Below are 19,300 nucleotides of genomic sequence, written 5' to 3'. Positions count from 1 at the left end.
GTGACCAGAACGGTGCGAAGGCGCCTGCCCTGGTCAGCCACGGCCGCGCGCCAGGGCCAGAGCTCCGCTGCGGCGGCCGTGCACCATCACGATGGCCTGCGCGGCAACCAGCATGACGACCAGTACCAGCACCCCGAGCAACGGAACGCTGTCAAGGGGCAGCGTGTAGGCCATGACGACGCGGGCGGCGGCATCGAGGAGGAACGCGGTTCCCCAGCCAACGCTGGCCAGCTGCAGCCACCGGTGGAACACGGGATTGCGCCGCCACAGCTCGTCGAAGCGTCGCGCGGCACCCGGTGGGCTGACCTTGATGGCGACGTCCAGGAGGAACGGCCGGGCCAGTGCCAGCGACCCGAGGATCCAAAGGCCCAGTGCCCCGGTGACCCAACTCTCCCGCGCCAGCAGAGCCCGAGGATCGCCGGTGACCATCGCCACCAGCAGCGACAGCGCCATCGCAGCGAGCACAAACAGCGCGGTCGCGTCGACGCGCCGCTGCCGCACCCAGGTCAGGACGATACCGGCGGCCGGCGCGACACCCGCCAGGACCAGCGCCAGCCATTGATCGGTCCCGGCCGCCCGGCTTCCGTAAAACACCGCGAGGGGGACCACAACATCGAGCGCGAGTGCCGTCCACGCGTATCGACCCGATGCCTCGGCTAAGACGTCATCTCATTTGGCTAATCTCCGGTAGCAGATGAGGGTGCAGGCGATGCTGGTGAAGGCGAGGAAGTGGTCGGCCTTGCGCTCATAGCGGCGGTGGAGCCGGCGGCAGCCGGCCAGCCACGACATGGTCCGCTCCACAGTCCAACGGTGCCGCCCCAGGCGGGTGGAGCTCTCGATTCCCCTGCGGGCGATGCGATGGGTGATGCCCCGGCCGCGTAACCATCGGCGCAGGTGGTCGTAGTCGTAGCCCTTGTCGGCATGCAGCTTTCCGGGCCGACGTCGCCTGGGGCCGCGGCGCGAGCGGATGGGCGGGATACCCCGCACCAGGGGTTCGAGGGCCTGACTGTCGTGCAGGTTCGCCCCCGAGATCCCAACGGACAGGGGCAGACCGGTCCGCTCTGTGATCAAGTGGATTTTCGAGCCGTACTTGCCCCGGTCCACAGGATTCGGACCCGTCAGGTCCCCCTTTTCAACGCCCGCATGTTCACCGAGTCGATCGCGCACCTCGACCAGTCCAACTCCCCACGGGAGCCGAGTTCATCGAGGACCAGACGGTGCAGCTTCGCCCACACCCGGGCTCTGCTCCACTCGGAAAACCGCCGATGGGTCGTCGCTCCCGACGGCCCGAAGGACGCGGACGGCAACTGCTGCCAGGTACAGCCGGACGTTGCCACGAACACGATCGCGGCCAACACCTCCCGGTCGCCGTGCCGACGCCGTCCGCCGCCCTGAGGACGCATCGGCGCCTCCGGCACCACCCGCTGGAACAACTCCCACAACTCGTCCGGCACCAGCCGCTCAACAATCCCCACCACAGCCAGCAGTCTACCGATGCAGCCAAATGAGATGACGTCTAAGCCCCTTCCGTCCGCGGGCCCACGCCCGATGTTCACTTCGTCAGACCCATTCACCGTCAATTTCCCCCTATGTGAACTATTGCTACGTGACCGGAGATTCACGTCCGGTTCCCGGCGGTCGCGCGGTGGAACAGCGCCACCAGATCGCGAGCGTAGTCGCCCAGGTCCAGGTCGGGAATCACGCTCAACTGCGGTCCGATGGCGTCGATGGCCGCGCGGATCGTCACCGCCGCGGTCCGCGTGTTGAACTCGTCGAAGTGCCCCTGCTCCTGACCGCGTCGCAGGATGTCCTGCAACGGCGCGAGACTGTCGCCGTAGACCGAGGCATCGAGTGCCAGCCGGGAGCGTCCGTCCTCGTCAGTGAAGTTCATCGCGATCACCACCAGTGCCCTGACCTGGTCACGATAGGTGGCGATGTACTCGACATTGGCCTCGATGTACGCAGTCAACTCGTCTACGGGACTGGGTTGATGGCGCCACCGCGCAGCCATGAACTCCGCACCTCGGTTCGTCACCGTGGCGACAACCTCATGGATCAACTCCTCGCGGCTGGAGAAGTGGTAGAAGATCGCCTGCTTGGTGATCCCCGCCCGTCGCGCGATCTCCGCCAGTGACGCCCGGGGCAACCCCACATCCACGATGGCCGCGATTGCACAGTCCACCAGTTGCGACCGCCGTGCCTGTTCGATGAACGTTCGCTCTTGCTTACCGCTAGATCGATTTTTTGACCGCACGGTAAAAACCTAGCACCGGACCGCTCTAGCCCGCCAGAGCAAGGGCGATTGACGACGGGCATCGCACCGACTCAGCCACCCGCATGCCGCGATACTCACGCTCGGCCACAACGCGAGTCGGGCCGCCGACCGTTTGTGCATGAACCGGCGAAAATCTCCGGCGGCGTTCATCGCGGGCCAAGTCCGGGCGGGCGCCTTCAGCCCCCGCATCTGGCGGAACATTCACGCCACCGGTGAATGCTTACGTCAGGCCGTGAGCGGGGCGAACGTTGCCTGATGCGGCACTAGTTGATCAACACGGGCCGCCCCCTGGGCGGCGATCGGAGGCGCCGGAAAGCTTAATCGTGTCCGTTCGCGACGGGGCGAACGCTGATCGAGATGCGAGGAGAGGCCGAGCACGGCATCGAGCGAGGATGAGGACCGCCGGCGGGCGGAGAAAGCCCGGCAGGTCGGTCTGTTCCGCTATTCCCTGATCCAGGACCTGCTGGATGGCGGTCTGACCACACCTGAACGTGGTCGTCCTGCACGGGAGTTGGCGCAGAAGGAACACACGGATCCGTTCGGTCGGCAGGTGAAGGTGTCCCGGGGCACAATCGACCGGTGGATGCGGGACTACCGCAGCGGCAGATTCGCCGCACTGGTCACCGAACCGCGCAAGGCGGTCCCCAGAACACCACCGGAAGTGACGGCCACCGGGATCGTTTCGCCTTGTCCCGTCGACAACCAGCACGTCGCCCTCATGCACATCTCCAGCGTCGCTCAACAACCATCAACAACGTCGAGCAACTGGGCGATGATGAAGCGGTGCTGGTCGTCGACGAGTCCGGTGATCCGAAGAAGGGCCCGCATACAGTCGAGGTCTAGGCCGTTTCGTTCGAATCACTGAATCCTTGGCATGTGAGCGCGCTCATCGAATGCGGTGCCTCCGAGAGTCTCTGTAGCCTGGCGTCGCTGTACGTCGGGGCGAGCTGACCGTGGAGAACATCCTGTCCGTGGCCATCGGGGCCGCTATCGGCCTCATAGGGGTGATGTTCGGTTCGTGGTTCACCGCGCGCCGATAGGACCGCCTGTGGCTCCGCGAACAGAAGCTCAAAGCCGGGATCGGCTTCAACACGGCCGTACTTCAGCTACTGGACTACCTGAAGAAAACACAGCTGAGTGACGACGGTCCCGGAGCCAACGAGTTGGCGAACCGGATGCAGGAAGCACGCTCAGCCCTCTACCTGCTCTGCGCCAGCGACACCTTCGATCCCGCCGATGCTCTCGCGCGTCGGGTCCGGAGCACCCGGCCCACCGACGGCAGGGACGACCGCCGTGCCGAGTTCCGAGAGACGTTGGACCTCCTGCGTCGCTTCACCCACCAGCTCCGGCAAGAGATCGCCAGATCGTAGTCCCCATTGGATCAACGGGCGGACCAGAGGAAGATGCCTGCGACGTGGAGCCCGGCCAGGTAGACGGTGGCGGTCTTCTCGTATCGAGTGGCGATGCCCTGCCACTGCTTCAAGCGGTTGATGCACCGCTCGACGGTATTGCGCTGCTTGGAGGCATCACGATCGAAGGCCGGTGGCCTGCCGTCTCGACTGCCCCTTCGCAGCCGGTTGCCCTGCTGATCCGCCGGGATACCCAACACCGTCTCCTTCGTCACGAGTCCCGCACTCGCCGCCAGCCTGATCGGCCGCGCACTGGACGCCGGAGTCCGAGCGTCCTGGGGTCTGAGCTTCACAGCATGCAATGCCAATCACCCGGGAGTGCTGGGGGTAGCCGCTGCATCAACACGTGACGCTCCCGTTCGCAGGGCAAGAACAAGTCCGTACTCTGAACCAAGTGTTTCATCGTGAAGGGACCGATCCGCCGATGACTGAACCCGTGACACTAGGAGACCGTCTCCGTGTAGCCCGCAGGACACGGAAGCTGTCTGCCGGGCAACTGGCACAGAAGGTCGCAATTTCTCCGAGCTACGTACAGAAACTTGAGTCCGGCAAGCGGAAAGCCTCTCCGTCGCTAGTGCTGGCGCTCGCCAAGGCTCTGCACTTCGGCCCCGAGGTTCTGACCGGCCAGCCGTACTACGGCGAACCTGAGGCTGAAGATCGTGTACACGCAGTAGTTCCCGAACTGCGCCGCGTCCTACTCTGCTACGACAGCCCCGACGATATGGAGATCAGCCCCAGGCCACTCCCCGTGCTCATCTCCGAGGTAGATCAGGTCTCGGCCCTGCGGAGAGATGCTCGCTACGCGCCAATGGGCCCCCTCCTGCCAGCGATCATCACAGAGTTGACCCACGTGGCATTGGGAGGGCTCATCGAAGATCAAAGCAGGGCCTTCTGGCACCTTGCTCGCGCGTACCGGGCAGTGAATTCGCTGGCCCATAAGTTGGGGCACCATGACTTTTCGAACACCGCTTTGGCGTGCGTAAGTTGGGCTGCAAGGCAGTCCGGTGACCCACTGATGCAGGTCACCTCCGGATACTTGGTGGCCGGGGCCATGCTGCGCCAGGGGGCATACACCTCGGCCCGCCGCAAGCTCCTGGGTCTGCGAGAAGAGCTTGAGAGGCTTCAGCCGGAACTCTCGTACACCAAGGACGCACTCGCCGTAGATGGCGCGCTCTTGCTGAAGCTCGCGGTGCTGGAGGCTCGCGAGAATCAACCGGACCGCGCGAACGAGTACCTTCGGGAGGCCGAGGACGTGGCCAGGATGGCCGGGAACCGTGACTCGCTTGCCTACGAGACGTCGTTCGGCCCGACGAACATCCGCATTCACGACGTGCACGCGATGATCGATATGGGAGACACGGAGCAAGCCCTGGCCCGGCTCGCCGAGTGGACACCCGTATCGGGAGGAGAGTGGGCTCCGCCTGCGAGCACGGTTGGAGAGCGATCAAGCCACCACTTCATCGACGTCGCCTCGGCGAAGCTTGCGGTCAGCGATCGGACTGGCGCCTTCAACGACCTTCGCCGCGCCCGCACGATCGCACCGAATCACACACGCTTCCACCCGTCAGTGAGAGAGACGACTGCCGCCTTGTTGCGGATGGAGACTCATCCGTCCAACGAGCTTTCATCTTTTGGGAGTTGGGCTGGCCTTACCACAACTTGACATCTCATCAAGGGGTCTGGTGTAGATTCCCGCGTACAATCTGTCCGCGCAGGGCGCTTGCACAGTGACATGGTCTCCTCACACGTTGTTGTGAGGAGACCATTCCCATGTCTGATACCACCCCGGCAGCCCGCAGTCTCCCGCCACGGTGGATGCCCATCGGCCGCGAGCCTGAACTCTGCTCAGCGGGCGAGTGGTGGGATGCCATACGCGCCGCCGAGGTCGTTGGTCGACGCGCGATCGAGATCCTCAAAGAAGGCCGTAAGCAGATTGGCCCCGTAATTCTCGATAGTGGAGGGCCGGAACCTCGGCTGTATTTCCTCGTGCCCGTGGGGACTGCCGCCCGGTGGGAGGAGCCTGAGACAGTGCCGCTTGGGGAGCGGTGCCATGTTGTGGTCCCGCCGGCCTCCGCTACAGCGCCTCCCGGACTTCATTGGAATGTCTTCCCTGCCAACCCACGCTCCCTCACTCGCCCTGACGCACTGCGCAGCGCGCTTCGCAAGACGCGCCAGGAACGACGGGGCCCCGCGGAGATACCACCCAAGGGATGTGCGGATTCGCGAATCAGTGGACAGTCCTCGCCCCAGTCGCCTTACTGATGGCAGGGGTTGTCCAGAGCGGTGCAGACGTACAGGAGATCCCGATGATCACCCTGGCACACCGAGTCGGGCTCTCGCCTGAGCTGGAGACACCACAGCAGGAAGGCCGACGGCCTAGTCTCCACCACGATTCCTGGCCTTCCCCCAGTTCTCACCCGCCTCATGAGTGGTCGTGCGGTATGCAGACGGATCTGCCCTGGGAGGTTCAGATTGTTCAGCATTCCGGGCCGATACTCGATGGCGACGTGGACGTCGTGCAGGCCGGACTGCGGGCCGGGCTACGGGCAGTGGAGCAGATGCGAGTGTCCCGGCTGCCCATAGGTTCTGTTCTCTGTTGCCTGACCCATTCCTTGATCCACATTCCGGTCGAGCGGGGCATGGCCTCTCGCTGGAGCTGTCCCCTGACTCAATGCCGACCGCATGTATTCACGTGCACCATGGCGGCATATGAGTCGGCATATCGCCGATGTGTCCGCATCTGGATGATGCCTCCGGCCGGGGCGTATCTGTGTACAGACGGGGTGGTGTTTCATCACCGGCTCGCGGTAGCCCGCTGCGCAGACAGCCGTACGCGGGCGGTACTGGATGATCGTTAACGTCTCCGCCGTCGTCCTGCTCGCCATCGTTGCCCTCGTGCTGATCAAGAAGTACGAGTTGAAGGCGGGGCACGCGGTCGTGTGTGCTGCTCGGGTTCTACCTGGCAAGTTCTCCGATGGCCGCCGCCATCAGCCGTACCACCGCAAGTCTCGCCACCCTGCTTGGCGGCGTGAAGTTCTGATGCCCTATCTGCTACCGCCAACGGCCCGGCCCTTCTGATGACTTCTAAGGAACACGATGACATCGCAACTGCTCTGGTCGAACTCAGCAGGCCGAAGAACCGTGATCTGCTCCCGACTCGACGTCTTCCATCCGTCCGGCAGTGGCGGGACGAGCTGATGGACCCGATCTATCACCCTGGGGGCGCGGACGATGCGCTACGTGCCGCGATGACCGAGTTGGCCGTCGGCCGGTGGATGTCGATGCGCAGTCTCCTTGCCGAGACCGGATCGAACTGGCCGTTGCGGAGTTTCCGAACGCAGGTTCTTGGCATCATGGCGGCCGGCTCCGATGTGGTGGAGGCATGGTTGGCCGAGGAGCCGGACAGCTACGACGCCCAGGTGATGCAGGCTCGGGTGTCGGTGGAGCGGGCCCTGCGGGCACATCGTCAGCGGCACCCCTCCGCTGGGAGGTTGGAGCAGCGAGCGCGAGTCCTCGCGGTGTCAGTCTCTCGTCGTGATTGGCGAGATCCGGTGCCGTGGTTGTGTCTGCTGACGTTGGCGCAGCTCGATACGGGGCAGGTGTGGCGGGAGCATCGTGAGCGGGCGGCAGAGCCGATGCTGCCGGCAGGCCCGTGGGGGCTGCTGTATGAGGTTCACCGGCGTGATCCGTTCAGTCGGGAGGCGTACCACCGGATGGTCCAGTTTCTTCTGGCCCGGCGGGTGGCGGAGGCGGGAGCCCTGGCGGAGGTAATGGACTTCAGCCGGTGGGCGGCGTCCTGGGCGGCGGAGAGGTCGCCGCTGTTGTTGTTGCCGCTGTACGCACTGGCCGAGCAGTTCCGGCGCCGAGGCAGACGGTGGCAGCTTGCGACGTGGCGGCTTCAGTGGGCCGAGGAGCCCACCATCGGCTACACCCTGCGGGCTTACGAGGGGTGGTTTCGGCGGGCGGATCCGCGTTTGAGGTCGGTGTCCGACCTCAATCATCTGGCCTGTGCATTGTGGGCAGGGCACAAGCTGGCGCAGGCGGCCGAGGTATTCGACGCCATGAGCCCGTACACGGCATGGGAGCCGTGGTCCTCGGTGCAGGACTACGGAGACCAGCAGGACGCCGCCAAGACCCTGTTTCTGCGGGCCCAGGCCGAGTCGTACGCGACGAGGTCGCACTCTCCGCACCCCACTGCCTGACTTTCACCCCCACACGGGGGTTCTGTCCGTTTCTCTGTCTGGAGGTCGTCTCTTGTCTCACCGATCCTCTCGCTCTCCGGACGCCAGGCCGGATGACCTGGTGCTGCGGGAGCTGGGCTACAAACAGCAGCTGACCCGCCGGATGACCGCGTTCGGGAACGCGGGGGCCAGCTTCACCGTCATCAGCATCCTGTCGGGATGCATGACGATGTACGGCTTCGGCATGGCGACCGGCGGACCCGCGGTCATGATGTGGGGCTGGGTGGCGGTCGGCTTCATGGTGTTGTTCGTCGGCGCCGGCCTGGCCGAGGTCACCTCCGCGTACCCCACCAGCGGCGCCCTGTACTTCATGGCCCACAAGCTGGGCGGGAAAAAGTGGGGCTGGTACACCGGCTGGCTCAACCTCCTCGGACTGTTGGGTGCCATCGCCGGGATCGACTATGGGTGCGCGCAGTTCACCGCGGCCTTCCTCAACCTGCAGTTCGGCCTGGTTGCGAGCCCGGGCACCACCTTCGTGATCTTCCTTGTGATCCTCCTCCTGCACGCCGTGCTCAATCTCCAGGGCGTGCAGCTGGTCAGCCTCCTGAACGTGGTCAGCGTCTGGTGGCACCTGGCCGGCGTCGCCGTCATCGTCGGCGCCCTGCTCCTGGTCCCCTCCCATCACCAGTCCCCGTCGTTCGTGTTCACCACGTTCGTCAACGACACCGGGTTTTCCTCCACCTGGTACGTCGCGCTCGTCGGGCTGCTCGTGGCGCAGTACACGTTCTCCGGCTACGACGCCTCGGCGCACCTGTCGGAGGAGACCACCAACGCGCAGGTCGCCGCCCCCAGGGGCATCATGCGGGCCATCGTGTGGTCATGGGGAGCAGGGTTCGTGCTGTTGGCCGGGCTCACCTTCGCCATTCAGGACTACACCACCATCCAGCACGCCGACGTACCGCCGGCACAGATCTTCCACGATGCACTCGGCCCGGAGGCAGCGAAGGCCCTGCTGCTGCTCGTGATCGCCGCGCAGCTGTTCTGCGGGAACGCGGGGACCGCCGCCTGCTCCCGCATGATCTTCGCGTTCTCCCGCGACCGGGCGCTGCCCGGCTGGCAGCACTGGCAGCGCGTGAGCCGCGGCACCCCGAGGGCAGCTGTGTGGCTGTCAGTGGCGGTGGCCGCGGTGCTGGTCCTGCCCTCTTTGTACAGCGCAACTGCCTACGGTGCGGTGACCGCGATCAACGTCATCGGTGTCACCCCCGCCTACGCCATCCCCATCTTCCTGCGGATCAAGAACCAGCGCCGCTTCAAAGCCGGCCCGTGGAACCTGGGCCGCTGGGGTGTACCGGTGGGCGTTGTGGCGGTGATGTGGGTGGCGTTCGTGACGGTGCTGTTCTGCCTGCCGCAACACGACCCGATCAGCATCGACACCTTCAACTACGCGCCGATCGCCCTCGTAGTGGTGCTGGCCGTGGCGACGGTGTGGTGGTGGCTGGCCAAGCGCACCTATGCCGTTCCCACCGGCAGGACGGACCGTGATCTGGCGGACCTGGAGAGGGAGGTCATCTGATGCCCTCCCTCAACACGTCCCCTGGCCTGGCTGTGTCCTCTCCGCGAAAGCCGGCCGGAGACCTGGGGCGTCTTCGGCACTCGGGGCCGGTCCGTCTGGAAGAGGTGCGGGCGGCGGTCGAACGTGGTCGCATCGACACGGTGCTGCTGGCCCTGCCTGACCTGCAAGGGCGATTGAAAGGCAAGAGGTACGACGCTCGGCACTTCCTGGACCGCGTCGCCAGCACGCACGCCGATATGTGCGCCTACCTGCTGGCCACCGACGTCGGCATGCAGCCGGTCGGCGGCTTCGCCCTGACCTCCTGGGAGGACGGCTACGCCGACCTGAAAGTCGTCCCAGATCTGAGCACGCTGCGGCCGGTGCCGTGGATGGCGCGGACCGTGCTTGTCCTCGGCGACGCGTTCGCCTGCGACGAGCAGCCTGTGGAGGTGGCTCCGCGGCAGATCCTGCGCGCCCAGCTCGAACGTCTGCGGGCGGTGCATGGATTTCAGGTGCAGGTGGGGCTGGAGAGTGAATTCGTCCTCTACGAAGGCCGCCCTGCCACCGGGTCCCTGGCCGGGCATCCCCTGGCTCCAGTGAGCTCGACGAACCTGGACTACGCGCTCGATCACCCTCCCGCCCTTGACCGCTTCCTGCGACGCTTGCAATCGGCGTTGGCCGGGGCCGGGGCGCCCGTCGAAGCTGTCAAGACCGAGGCCAGCCCCGGTCAGATCGAGATCACCTTTCCGTACGGGCCCGTGCTGGAGGCGTGCGACGTGCACCTGCTTCTCAAGCATGCTGCCCGGGCGCTGGCCGCCCGCGCGGGGATGACGGCGACGTTCATGGCCGCCCCGCACGCCGGTGTGGCCAGCGGCCTCCACCTGCACCTCTCGTTGTGGCGCGACGGGAAGCCGGCGCTCGGGACCGGCGATGGCCGCCTCTCGCCTACCTGTGATCGTGCCGTCGCCGGCCTTGTCGAGGCGCTGCCCGAGCTGGCGCCGTTGTACGCGCCGAGCACCAACTCCTACCGCCGCTATGCACCAGCTTCGTTCGCCCCGACCTCCATGGCCTGGGGTTATGACAACCGGACCTGCGCCGTGCGCGTCGTCGGCCACGACGAGGGCCTGCACCTGGAAGTGCGGGTGCCCGGTGCGGACGCCAACCCCTACCTTGCTACGGCCGCCGTCGTCGCCGCGATCACCTACGGCCTTGACCGCACCCCACCGCTTCCCCCCGAGCAGTCCGGCAACGCCTACCAAGACAGGACTGCGCCGCCGCTGGCTCACACGTTGGAGGAAGCCTTGACCTGGTTCTCCGAAAGCACAATCGCCGAAGCACGGTTGGGACGCGAGGTCGTGCAGCACTACACCCGGCTCGCGCAGGTCGACCTCGACCACCAGCGCGCCCTTGTCCCGGATACCGAACGAGCTCGCTGGCTCCTCCACGCCTAACGAGCAACTCAGCGCAACGCGCGGGCACCGGCCCGTCCACGCTGCTCAGTAGCCCCACACGCCATCCGAAAGATTCCAAATGCCTAGAAATATCGCCCCCATCGACAGCCTCTCGCCGTCCGAGATCCGAGTCACCGGGCACGCGGCGCTCGGCTTGACCAGCGGCGAAATCGCCCTGAAGCTGCGCCTCGCCAAAGGCACGGTCGACGGCCAACTCCGCCACGCGCAGCACAAGATGGGCGTCACCAACCGGGCCTGCCTCATCCACCTCTGCTACACGCGCATGCAGCTGCCCCGCCCCGCGCGCACCGAATCGCCGGAGAGGCTCGACGACGCCGAGGTCGAAATCATCCGCCTCATAGCCGAGGGAGCCACCTATCCCGCAATCGCGCAGCACAACACCCACGAGCTGTCACAGCACGGCGTCAAGGTTCGCATCAAAGCCCTCCGGGAGAAGTGGCAGGCGAAGAACGATCCCCATCTGATCACGCGTGCCTGGGAGTTCGGTGTCCTCACCGAGCCATGATCCGAGGACGGGCCCGCGTGCATGCGCGGTACGCCGACCGCGCTGCGGTAGCCCGGCCCCACGGTGAAGCTCCGCCAGAAGGACACGCCTGCCCTCGTCATCGCCGGAACCGATTTCCCTCAGCGACGACAGCGCCGAACAGACCACTCGGAGGATCCAGTTGACCATCCACGGAGCGGGGAGGTGGCTCTGCGATGGCACGTGATCCTCACTGCCCTGATTGCATACGCGCAGAGCATGTTCACGGCCATCTTCCGCCGGAGCCGCCTGAACCTGACCCACCAATACGCACAGCCACGGTGATGCTCCTGCTCCTGGTTCTCCTGGCCTTCGGCGGTGGTTGGCTCGGCCTCATGTGGATCGTGGCGCAGGGCATCGGGTGGCACTAGGTGTGCTGGGCTTCAGTCGGACGAGGGCGCCGCTGCGGGGGGGTTGAGCCAAGGTAGGTGCCGAAGGTCCACAAGTTGCAGCCTCTCCGATACTTCCTCCCTCGAGCCTCAGTATTGGGCACAGAAGACAACCGGCAAGTGTTTCGCGGCGCTCCTCGACGCCGGAACGATCACCCAGGCGTACTACGACGTCGCAGTCGCCCAGAACGGCGGCGAGCAGCCACCGCGTCCCGACGCATCGGCGTATGCCGAACACGCCTATGCGGTTGGGCTGTTCGCTGGTCTTCTGTCCGCTATCGGTGCCCCTGGTGCCGAGTTGCTGGACGTCGGGGCGTTTACGGGGCGCAAACTGCCTGTGGTATGGCCCCCGGAGCCGGGACTGCTTTCGGAGACCACGCTCTGGCTCCTCGTTGATACGCCTGCTCGGCGAGCACAGGGGTAGGGGATGTGCTCCGCCCCGTACGTGTCGGGGCGGAGCCTGTCCGAGTATGCAGCCAGCAGCTCGGATGGATAGAACTCTGCTCACGTTACGGCAGCCAAGTGCACTGTTCCGGGGACCGTTCTGCGGAGCTCTTCGGGCCGCTCGGGCGCTCTTCACGCACCTAGGGTCGTGGGCATGAGCACCATGCATCCAGACGTGCGCCGGGTTCGAATCGCCGCGTGTCCCGAGAGGGACGCGGTCATTGAGATCGATGGGCGCGATGTCGCTTCCGCGGTTGAGGCGTACCGGATCACGCAGACCGTCGACGGGGGTCCCGAGGTCACGCTGTACGTGCGGCGGGGCTGGCGTGGCATGGAGTTCGAGGGCTTGGCTGAGGTGTTTGTGGAGCCGGCCGATGTGCGGCATGTGGTGGTCGGGTTCTTGGATGCTGTGGACTGGCGGAAGCTCGACGAGGCCGTCCTGGAGCGGGGCGACTTGGACGGTGAGCGGGGGGAACTGACGCGTGGGATCGTCGCGCAGTTGAGGGAGTGGGCTGCGGGTGCTTGATCAGCAGGCGGTAGCCCGGTTCGCGGAGCGTCATCTGATGCCGGACAGGGTGCAGGTCAGCCGCGGTAGTGGTGAGGACATGTTGGATCCGGTGACCGGAGATCTGGTGCCGGTGCCGCCGGTGATCGTGTACGCGGATAAGGGGGGCTTGTACCCGCATCAGGAGCGGATCCGGAGTAGGGGTTCGGGGCAGGATGGTGCGTGGGTTGAGGAGGTCCGGGCCGGCTACCGGCTGCTGCTGCCCCTTGATGCTCCGGAGGTGTGGGAGAACGACACGGTGCTGTTCGTCAAGGCCCGCGATGAGCAGGCTGTGGGCCGCACGTACCGAGTTGCGGCCCAGGGTGAGGTGTCGTCGGTGCCGGTGCTGCGCACGGTGTGGCTGGAGGAGCACAACCGGAAGCCGGTGGCGCGGTGAGCGGAGGTGTGTTCCAGCATCCGGCTGAGCTGGCTGCCGCTCTGGAGCGCGGGGGGAGGGCGGTGCTGGCCGCGGCCGATGTGGCGATGCGGCACAGTGCGAAGGCTCTGGTGGTGGAGGTGCAGCGTCGTGCGTCCGGCCGTCCTGGGCCGCGGGCGGTCACGGGCCGGTATCGGGCGTCGTGGCAGTCCGACGTGCACCGTGCCGGGCCTGTGGTTGTTGCCGAGGTCGGTACGAGTGCGCCGCAGGGTCGCCGGTTGGAGTTCGGGTTTGTCGGGGTTGACAGTCTGGGGCGTCATTATGCTCAGCCGCCGTTTCCGCACCTGGGGCCTGCTGTGGAGGGGTTCGGGCCCGTGCTGGTGCGGGAGCTTGGCCACCTGGTGGTGGAGGCGTTGTGAGCGACGTGACCAGCGACGTCGAGGTGGCCTTGGCCGGTGTGCTGGCCGAGCATGAGCGTGGTCTGCTTGCGCGTGCCGTTGTCGTGGCCGAGGTGTTCGACGAGGACGGGGAGCGCAGTTTGTCGATCCTCACCACGCCGGGGGTGATGGAGTGGGATGCGCTGGGGCTGTGCCGGTACGGGGTGCTCAGCATCGAAGGCCCGGCTGCTGCCTACTTTGCGGGAGGCGACCTGTGATTGAGCGGGCGCTCGTAACCGAGGCCCTGCAGGTGATGCTGACTGCCGCGACGGGCAAGCCGTGCGGTTTTGGCCGGCTGCCGGTCGTCAGCGGGAAGCCTTCACCACTGCCGTACACGGTGCTTTACCCACAGGGTGGATCGGTCTGCGGGGCGCCGTTGGCGGACAGGTCGGAGGACGCCCGCCTCGTCTACCAGGTGACGGTTGTGGCGGCGCGTGCCGATCAGGCCGAGTGGCTCTCAGATCGTGTACGGGAAGCACTACTGGGCCGCACTGACGCTGGCCAGTGGGCGAACGCGATCGAGGTGTCGGGGGTGCGCGTGTGGGCGCGGGAGATGCTTGCGGATGATGGTGTCGATCCGGGTGGGGCTGGCCAGGGCGTGGTGACAGCAGCAGCGCGATTTGGGCTGCTGGTCTCAAGCTCGGGCTCCGGGGCCTGAGCTGCGTGTTCAGGTCAGCATCGTGCGAGTTCGGGGTTCGTACGGCATCGCGGCGGACCTGGCGGCCGGCCACGGTGCCCCGAAGCCCGCAGCCGTCCTGGCCGTGCTCGTCCTCGTTGGCGCTATCTCAGGACCGCCCGTCAAGCTCGCTGGGCCCGCACTCGGGTGAGTGCGGGCCCGGTGGTGCATGGGGTGCGAGCGTTACAACTGCCGGTCCCCCTGCCAGGTGATGGATGTGAGCGCGGCCAGGCCCCCATTGGCCAGGCCCTTGTAGGTCACCGTCCGGGCGGGACCCAGCTCGTGTGCGACCCGTTTCGCCAGGTCCATCCCGTCCTGGAACAGCCGCTCCCACTCGGCGTCGTACTTGCCCTCCTCTCGGTCCCGCAGGTGCAGGTTCAGCGTGGTGTCGATGCTCTTCGCCCACGTGTACAGGTCGGCGATGAGGTTGTCGGACAGGTCCAGCGCGGCAGCGGGATCGTCCGGGAAGAAGTCCCCGAACCCTTCGGCGCGCAGCGGACCGCACGCGTACTCGCCCTCAACCGTGACGTCGACCGGATGCAGGGGCGTGTCGTGGTCGTCGCGCTCCCAGTGCAGTCGGTCGCAGCCCCAACACAGCCACTTCGCCGTCCGATGGCGCTCGTCCCAGTAGCGCACGGACCAGGACGGCCCGAGCCGCCGGGCTAGTCGCTGGGCGGTCGCCAGCCCATGCTTGACGTGTTTGCGCAGGTCCGGGCGAGAGGTGAAACCTCCCGCCGGGCGGGACAGCGACCAGGCGCGCAGTGCGTCCGCCAGGTCGGCCGGGAGGGCCAGCCGCTCGTCGTCCAGCGGGACGGTGCGGGTGTAGGCGCTGAGGTCGTCGTAAGCCGCGGGGTCCTCGGGCTCGTGCAGCGGGGACGGCTCGCCCCGGGCCTGCATGAGCACGGGGCGCGGTTCTTCGGCTGTCATACGGGATTGGCTCCGATCACATATCCGTTGTCGCCCACGCTAATGGCCAGACGCTGGGTCTTACCCTGGAAGGTGACCTCGTAGATCGCCCTGCTGGCACCCTGGGTGCCGATCCGTGTGCCCTCGGTCAGTGCCGTCTTCACGAGGGCCGGGATGTTCTCCACTGCGACTCCCGCGGTCGCGAACTCTCCCGCATGCCGGAACATGATGTGGATCAGACCCGAGTGGACGTCGCCCTTCTCCAGCCAGGCGAGGGGCACACCGGGCTTGGCGAACTCGGCGATCCAGATCGTGTTCGTCTTGTCGAACTTCACCCCGGCGTCCGTGAGCCTCTGGAGCAGCTTCGGGTCGAGAGCGGGACGGTGGATCTTGGCCCGTTCCGCTACCCCGGCCGCGATACGCAGCCCAAGGCCCGCCGCACTCGTGGCGTCGCCGACCTGCGCGGCGCCCTTCTCCCCGTAGATCTTCTTGAGATCTGCGAGAACCTGCGCGGCGTCCTCGCCGGTCTTGATGGCCTGTTCAGCCCGTATGGCGAGCTTGGCCGCTTCGGCGAGTTTCTCGACCATTGAGGGCGGTACGAGCGCCGCGGCGGCCCAGGCGCAGCTGGACTTGTCGCCGTGGTAGCAGCGGGCGGCGTCACCCAGCACGATCTCGTACAGGACGGCGCCGACCTTGTCCCCGAAGAGGTTCTGCCAGCCGATCCGGGTGATGTCACCGAAGCTGAAGTGGTGGGTCCAGTTGTTCGTCTGGTTCTTGAGCGTCTCCGTGCCGAGGAACAACGTGTCCTGCTGCGGGCAGCCGGCCTCAGTAGCGGGGACGTCGGGATTGAGGCAGTAGTAGTAGCTGACCGTGACATCGAGATGCAGCTCGTACGTCACCGTGCAGCCCTGAGGCCCGTAGTCACACAGGTTGAGCTGCTTGGCCGGTCCCGCCTCTGTGACCTTGTCGACGACGTAGAAGACACGGTCGACGCCGGTTCCGGCGCCCGTCGAGACCTGCTTGTTCGCGTCTCCGCGCTCGGTCTGTTCGGCTGCCTGCTGTGCGGATTCCGCGTGCTTCTGTGCTTCCTTGGCCGCTTCTTCGGCGGCGGTGGCGTCCGCGTCGGCTCGGTTGGCTGCCGCGCGGGCGTCGTTGGCGGCCTGTTGCGCTGCATCGGCGGCCTGGCGGGCCGCTTCGGCATCGAGGGCCGCCTGGTCGGCGGAGGCGCGGGCGTCCTTGGCGTAGCCCTCGGCCCGGCCGGCGGCCGCGTCGGCCGCTGCGGCGTCCTCGGTGGCCTGCCGGTCGTATTCGATCGTGCGTGTCAGTGATTGCGCGGCCTTGGAGGCGGCTTCAGCGGCATCGGCCGAGTAGCCGAGTGCTTCGTTGGCGTAACCGCGGGCTTCTGATGCGTAGTTGGCGGCGTTGGCGGCGCTTTGGTAGGCGGCCTTGGTGTCCGCGGCGGCCTTGTCGGCGAGGCTCTGGGCGAGTGCCGCTTCTTTCTTGGCGTTCTTGGCATGCGCCTCGGCCACAGCGGCCTGTTGCTCGGCGATGGTCTTCGATCCCTGGCCGGAGAGTACGACGAGGGGTGCCGCGGAGTCGGTGGTGATGTAGGGCGAGCCCAGTTGGATGGCGTCGTTGGCTGGCTTGGCGACCTGCGCTGCCGCTTGGCGGGCGTCGGCGGCTGCCTGGGCGGTGGCATAGGCGAAGCCTGCAGCCTTGGCCGCTGCTGCCCGGGCTTTGCTGGTCTCCTTCTGGGCTTCGTCGGCATGGGACTTGGCGTCTTTGGCGTGCTGTTCGGCCTCGTCGGCGTCCTTGACGGCAGCGTTGGCCTCGGCGGCGGCATGTTGGGATGCGGCGATGGCGTCCGCGGCGGCGCTGGTGGCCGTCCTTACGGCGGCGTCGGCCTTGAGCTTGTCGGCCTGGGCTGCGTCGGACGCGGCTCGGGCCCTGGTTGCGGCGGCTTCGGCACGAGTGGCTGCGGCATCCGCGTCCGCTGCGGCCTGCGTAGCCGCGTTGGCTTCACTGCGTGCCGACTTGGCCGCTGATTCGGCGGTGTCGGCTGCGTGGTCTGCGGCGTCGGCTGCGGCGCGGGCCTCGGTGGCATTGTCGTCGGCGTCGTGAGCGTTGGCGTACGCGTCCTTCGCGTCGGCCTTGGCGCGTGCCGTGTCTGCCTTCTGTTCGGCGTCCCAGGCGTCATCCCGCTTGGCCTTGGCGTTGTCGCGGGCTGCCTCCGCCGCTTCACGCTTCTGGGAGGCGGTGGTGGCCGCAGCGTCGGCCTTCTTCTTGGCTTCCTCCGCCGTGGACTGGTAGCTCTGGGCGTTGCGCTTGTGCTCGGCAGCCTCGGCCTTCTTGGCGTCCGCTATCTCCTTCTGTGCCTTGGCCGTCTTTTCCTCGGCCTCCGCTGTCAGCCGCTTGGCGTGCGCGTCGGCCGCTGCGGCCTTGGCGTCGGCCTCGGCCTTAAGGGCCTCCTGGAGCTTGCTTTCGGCAGTCTCTTTGTCCTTTTTCGCGTTGTCGCGGTGCTCTTTCGCGGAGGCGGCGGAGGCTTTGGCCTGCTGCTCGGCGAACTGTGCCGCCTCTTTGCGGAACTCTGCCTTCGACTGGGCGGCCTGTGCCAGTGCGCGCTGCGCGATCGTCGCGCTGTCGGAGGCCGAGGCGTGCGTGGCCGCCTCGGCGGTCTGCGCGGCGACGACCATTGCGTCCAGTGCGGCTGCCGCGCCATGGGTGACCTGTGCCTTTTGCTGGGCGACCAGCAACCCACGTCCGCGCGGTGCCCCGTTGGTGTCGGCGATGGTGTAGGCGGCCTGTTCGGCGGTGTCGGTGGTGGTGACGGCCCGCTTTGCTGCGGCTGCCTGCTGCTTCAGCAGGATCAGCTGAGACTTCGTCACTGACTGGGCATTGGCGAGGCTCTTCTTGGCCTTGTCGAACTGTGCCGCATCAGGCTTGGTGAGCTTGCTGCTGCCGGCCCCGCCGGGTGACCAGTAGGACTGCCACCGGGCAACATGGTCGGCCACCCAGGAATTGCCCAACATGTTGCCGAGGATCTTCGCTCCGGAAGCAAGGGCCTTGGTCGCGTTGGTGTTTACGTCCAGAATCTGGTTGCGCTGCGCCGCCTGCGAGGTGATCTCCTGCTGCCACTCCTCGGCCGCAGTGCTCACTTCGTTGCCGAGGACCTTGTCGGGGTCGATCGGGTCGCGCCATGTGCATGCTGCGAAGCGACTCTTGAGGTTCTCGACTGCGATCCGGAACTCGGCACTGTCCGGCTCCGGCGCCGACTTGGGAAAGCCTCCCGATTCCAGGAAGATCCGGGCGTTGTCGGCGCCCATCGGCTCTACCGTCTGGTTCAAGAGGTAGTCGTACGCGTCGTGCTCGGCCAGGGCACGGTTCCACTCGTCGCGTGGCAGGCTCGGGTCCGGGTCGTTGGCGTACAGCGGGCCGCCCTGGGCCGCCACCGCATTCCTCGTGGCCTTGTCGGCCGAGGTGGTGGGGTCTTCGTAGAACGTGTCCTCTTGCTGCCAGAAGAGGCCGGCGTACCACTGCCCGAGGCCGGTCTGATCGTAGAAATCCTTCTTCCCGTCGCCCGGGGAACCGGGCGGCCAGTGGAAGTCGGCGTCCGTGAAGCCGCCTGGCGTGTCCAGGCCCTCCAGGGGTGTCTGCCATCCCTTGGCCAAGGCGCTGAGGTCCTCTATGGCCTTGAGGGCAGTGTCCTTGTCGCTGCCGTAGGCATGGCCGACTGGGGTGTCCCCCCAGTGCTCACGGTTGGCCAATATGTGCAGCTTGTCCGGGGGTTGGTTGAGGCCGTCCTGGGCCGTGGCCGCCATCGACGTTCCGCCCAGTCGCAGCACGTCGTTCATCAGGCACTGGTCTTGTCGCAGCCGCTCGGCCGCGGTGTCCTCGTACCAGTCGTAGGAGTCACCGACCTTGCTGGTGCGGTCGCCCTGTTTCGATGTCAGAGCTCCCGGCTGAAGGGCCGGTCCTGCTAACAGAACCAGCGCGGTGACCGGCGTCAGCGCCGGAGCGAGGCGTATAAGTCTTCGTTTTCTTCGCCCACTTGACGAAGCCCTGCGGGGCAACTCGACTCCTTCCGCGTGCCGCTACGGGCAGCACGAATGAGCATGG

At 66.6% G+C, this 19,300-nt stretch carries 14 protein-coding genes and 5 pseudogenes; 13 read left to right on the top strand and 6 right to left on the bottom strand.

Features of this window, described 5'->3' with window-relative positions; all coding sequences use genetic code 11:
* Window positions 1-33: 33 nt before the first annotated feature.
* From ACO0M4_RS12230 to ACO0M4_RS12220, 3 genes and pseudogenes are all read right to left on the bottom strand, one after another.
* Window positions 34-621: pseudogene (locus tag ACO0M4_RS12230) on the bottom strand (VC0807 family protein); the annotation flags it as partial.
* A gap of 48 nt (window positions 622-669) precedes the next feature.
* Window positions 670-1,469, bottom strand: a protein-coding gene (locus ACO0M4_RS12225; protein WP_430371350.1) for an IS5 family transposase whose coding sequence is annotated in 2 segments (ribosomal slippage) — window positions 670-1,130 and window positions 1,130-1,469 — 801 coding nt in all. Because the reading frame shifts where the segments join, the coding sequence is not laid out codon by codon here.
* Window positions 1,470-1,618: 149 nt separating this feature from the next.
* Entirely contained in the window at window positions 1,619-2,254 is a 636-nt protein-coding gene (locus ACO0M4_RS12220) for a TetR/AcrR family transcriptional regulator (protein ID WP_430369900.1), read from the bottom strand.
* Between the two features lie 532 nt (window positions 2,255-2,786).
* Between ACO0M4_RS12220 and ACO0M4_RS12215 the strand changes: the two are divergent.
* Window positions 2,787-2,900: pseudogene (locus ACO0M4_RS12215) on the top strand (helix-turn-helix domain-containing protein); the annotation flags it as partial.
* Window positions 2,901-3,228: 328 nt separating this feature from the next.
* Window positions 3,229-3,645, top strand: a pseudogene (locus ACO0M4_RS12210) (hypothetical protein).
* Window positions 3,646-3,656: 11 nt separating this feature from the next.
* On the opposite strand, the pseudogene ACO0M4_RS12205 reads toward ACO0M4_RS12210, so the two are convergent.
* Window positions 3,657-3,869: pseudogene (locus tag ACO0M4_RS12205) on the bottom strand (IS5/IS1182 family transposase); the annotation flags it as partial.
* A 239-nt stretch (window positions 3,870-4,108) separates the two neighbouring features.
* On the opposite strand from ACO0M4_RS12205, the gene ACO0M4_RS12200 reads away from it, so the two are divergent.
* The 11 genes and pseudogenes from ACO0M4_RS12200 to ACO0M4_RS12150 all read left to right on the top strand — a co-directional run bounded on the left by ACO0M4_RS12200 (window position 4,109) and on the right by ACO0M4_RS12150 (window position 14,260).
* The gene (locus ACO0M4_RS12200) at window positions 4,109-5,347 is read left to right on the top strand and encodes a helix-turn-helix domain-containing protein (protein ID WP_430369899.1); all 1,239 of its coding nucleotides are present in this window, start codon (window positions 4,109-4,111) and stop codon (window positions 5,345-5,347) included.
* A 1,184-nt stretch (window positions 5,348-6,531) separates the two neighbouring features.
* Window positions 6,532-6,724: pseudogene (locus tag ACO0M4_RS12195) on the top strand (hypothetical protein).
* Between the two features lie 157 nt (window positions 6,725-6,881).
* Window positions 6,882-7,886, top strand: a complete 1,005-nt coding sequence (locus ACO0M4_RS12190) for a hypothetical protein (RefSeq protein ID WP_430369898.1) — start codon at window positions 6,882-6,884, stop codon at window positions 7,884-7,886.
* 22 nt (window positions 7,887-7,908) lie between these two features.
* The gene (locus tag ACO0M4_RS12185; RefSeq protein WP_430371349.1) at window positions 7,909-9,438 is read left to right on the top strand and encodes an amino acid permease; all 1,530 of its coding nucleotides are present in this window, start codon (window positions 7,909-7,911) and stop codon (window positions 9,436-9,438) included.
* Window positions 9,438-10,868, top strand: a complete 1,431-nt coding sequence (locus ACO0M4_RS12180) for a glutamine synthetase family protein (protein ID WP_430369897.1) — start codon at window positions 9,438-9,440, stop codon at window positions 10,866-10,868. The genes ACO0M4_RS12185 and ACO0M4_RS12180 overlap by 1 nt, the downstream gene beginning before the upstream one ends.
* 79 nt (window positions 10,869-10,947) lie before the next feature.
* A complete protein-coding gene (locus ACO0M4_RS12175) occupies window positions 10,948-11,394 on the top strand; it encodes a LuxR C-terminal-related transcriptional regulator (RefSeq protein WP_430369896.1) in 447 nt (148 codons plus the stop codon).
* A 1,005-nt stretch (window positions 11,395-12,399) separates the two neighbouring features.
* On the top strand, window positions 12,400-12,771 hold the full coding sequence (locus ACO0M4_RS12170) for a hypothetical protein (RefSeq protein ID WP_430369895.1): 372 nt from the start codon (window positions 12,400-12,402) through the stop codon (window positions 12,769-12,771).
* Window positions 12,764-13,186, top strand: coding sequence for a DUF6093 family protein (locus ACO0M4_RS12165; RefSeq protein ID WP_430369894.1), 423 nt, complete (start codon window positions 12,764-12,766; stop codon window positions 13,184-13,186). The genes ACO0M4_RS12170 and ACO0M4_RS12165 overlap by 8 nt, the downstream gene beginning before the upstream one ends.
* Window positions 13,147-13,584: an HK97 gp10 family phage protein gene (locus tag ACO0M4_RS12160; protein WP_430369893.1), complete on the top strand. Its 438-nt coding sequence runs from the start codon at window positions 13,147-13,149 to the stop codon at window positions 13,582-13,584. The genes ACO0M4_RS12165 and ACO0M4_RS12160 overlap by 40 nt, the downstream gene beginning before the upstream one ends.
* Complete coding sequence (locus tag ACO0M4_RS12155) at window positions 13,581-13,820, top strand: hypothetical protein (RefSeq protein ID WP_430369892.1); 240 nt, start codon at window positions 13,581-13,583, stop codon at window positions 13,818-13,820. The genes ACO0M4_RS12160 and ACO0M4_RS12155 overlap by 4 nt, the downstream gene beginning before the upstream one ends.
* On the top strand, window positions 13,817-14,260 hold the full coding sequence (locus tag ACO0M4_RS12150; protein WP_430369891.1) for a hypothetical protein: 444 nt from the start codon (window positions 13,817-13,819) through the stop codon (window positions 14,258-14,260). The genes ACO0M4_RS12155 and ACO0M4_RS12150 overlap by 4 nt, the downstream gene beginning before the upstream one ends.
* Before the next feature lie 201 nt (window positions 14,261-14,461).
* On the opposite strand, the gene ACO0M4_RS12145 is transcribed toward ACO0M4_RS12150, so the two are convergent.
* Window positions 14,462-15,205: a hypothetical protein gene (locus ACO0M4_RS12145; RefSeq protein ID WP_430369890.1), complete on the bottom strand. Its 744-nt coding sequence runs from the start codon at window positions 15,203-15,205 to the stop codon at window positions 14,462-14,464.
* A complete protein-coding gene (locus ACO0M4_RS12140) occupies window positions 15,202-19,035 on the bottom strand; it encodes a virulence factor (protein WP_430369889.1) in 3,834 nt (1,277 codons plus the stop codon). The genes ACO0M4_RS12145 and ACO0M4_RS12140 overlap by 4 nt, the downstream gene beginning before the upstream one ends.
* Between the last annotated feature and the right edge of the window lie 265 nt (window positions 19,036-19,300).

Origin of the sequence: Streptomyces sp. RGM 3693, from assembly GCF_050471125.1 — a bacterium.
GTDB lineage: Bacteria > Actinomycetota > Actinomycetes > Streptomycetales > Streptomycetaceae > Streptomyces.
Note: the sequence above shows the minus strand (reverse complement) of the source record. Positions and strands in the feature narration are given on the sequence as shown.

Excerpts from the sequence above, each read along its gene's own strand:
- ACO0M4_RS12190 (WP_430369898.1), top strand. The coding sequence starts at position 6,882 with ATGGACCCGATCTATCACCCTGGGGGCGCGGACGATGCGCTACGTGCC.
- ACO0M4_RS12170 (WP_430369895.1), top strand. The coding sequence starts at position 12,400 with ATGAGCACCATGCATCCAGACGTGCGCCGGGTTCGAATCGCCGCGTGT.
- ACO0M4_RS12145 (WP_430369890.1), bottom strand. The coding sequence starts at position 15,205 with ATGACAGCCGAAGAACCGCGCCCCGTGCTCATGCAGGCCCGGGGCGAG.
- ACO0M4_RS12200 (WP_430369899.1), top strand. The coding sequence starts at position 4,109 with ATGACTGAACCCGTGACACTAGGAGACCGTCTCCGTGTAGCCCGCAGG.
- ACO0M4_RS12180 (WP_430369897.1), top strand. The coding sequence starts at position 9,438 with ATGCCCTCCCTCAACACGTCCCCTGGCCTGGCTGTGTCCTCTCCGCGA.
- ACO0M4_RS12175 (WP_430369896.1), top strand. The coding sequence starts at position 10,948 with ATGCCTAGAAATATCGCCCCCATCGACAGCCTCTCGCCGTCCGAGATC.
- ACO0M4_RS12140 (WP_430369889.1), bottom strand. The coding sequence starts at position 19,035 with ATGAACGACGTGCTGCGACTGGGCGGAACGTCGATGGCGGCCACGGCC.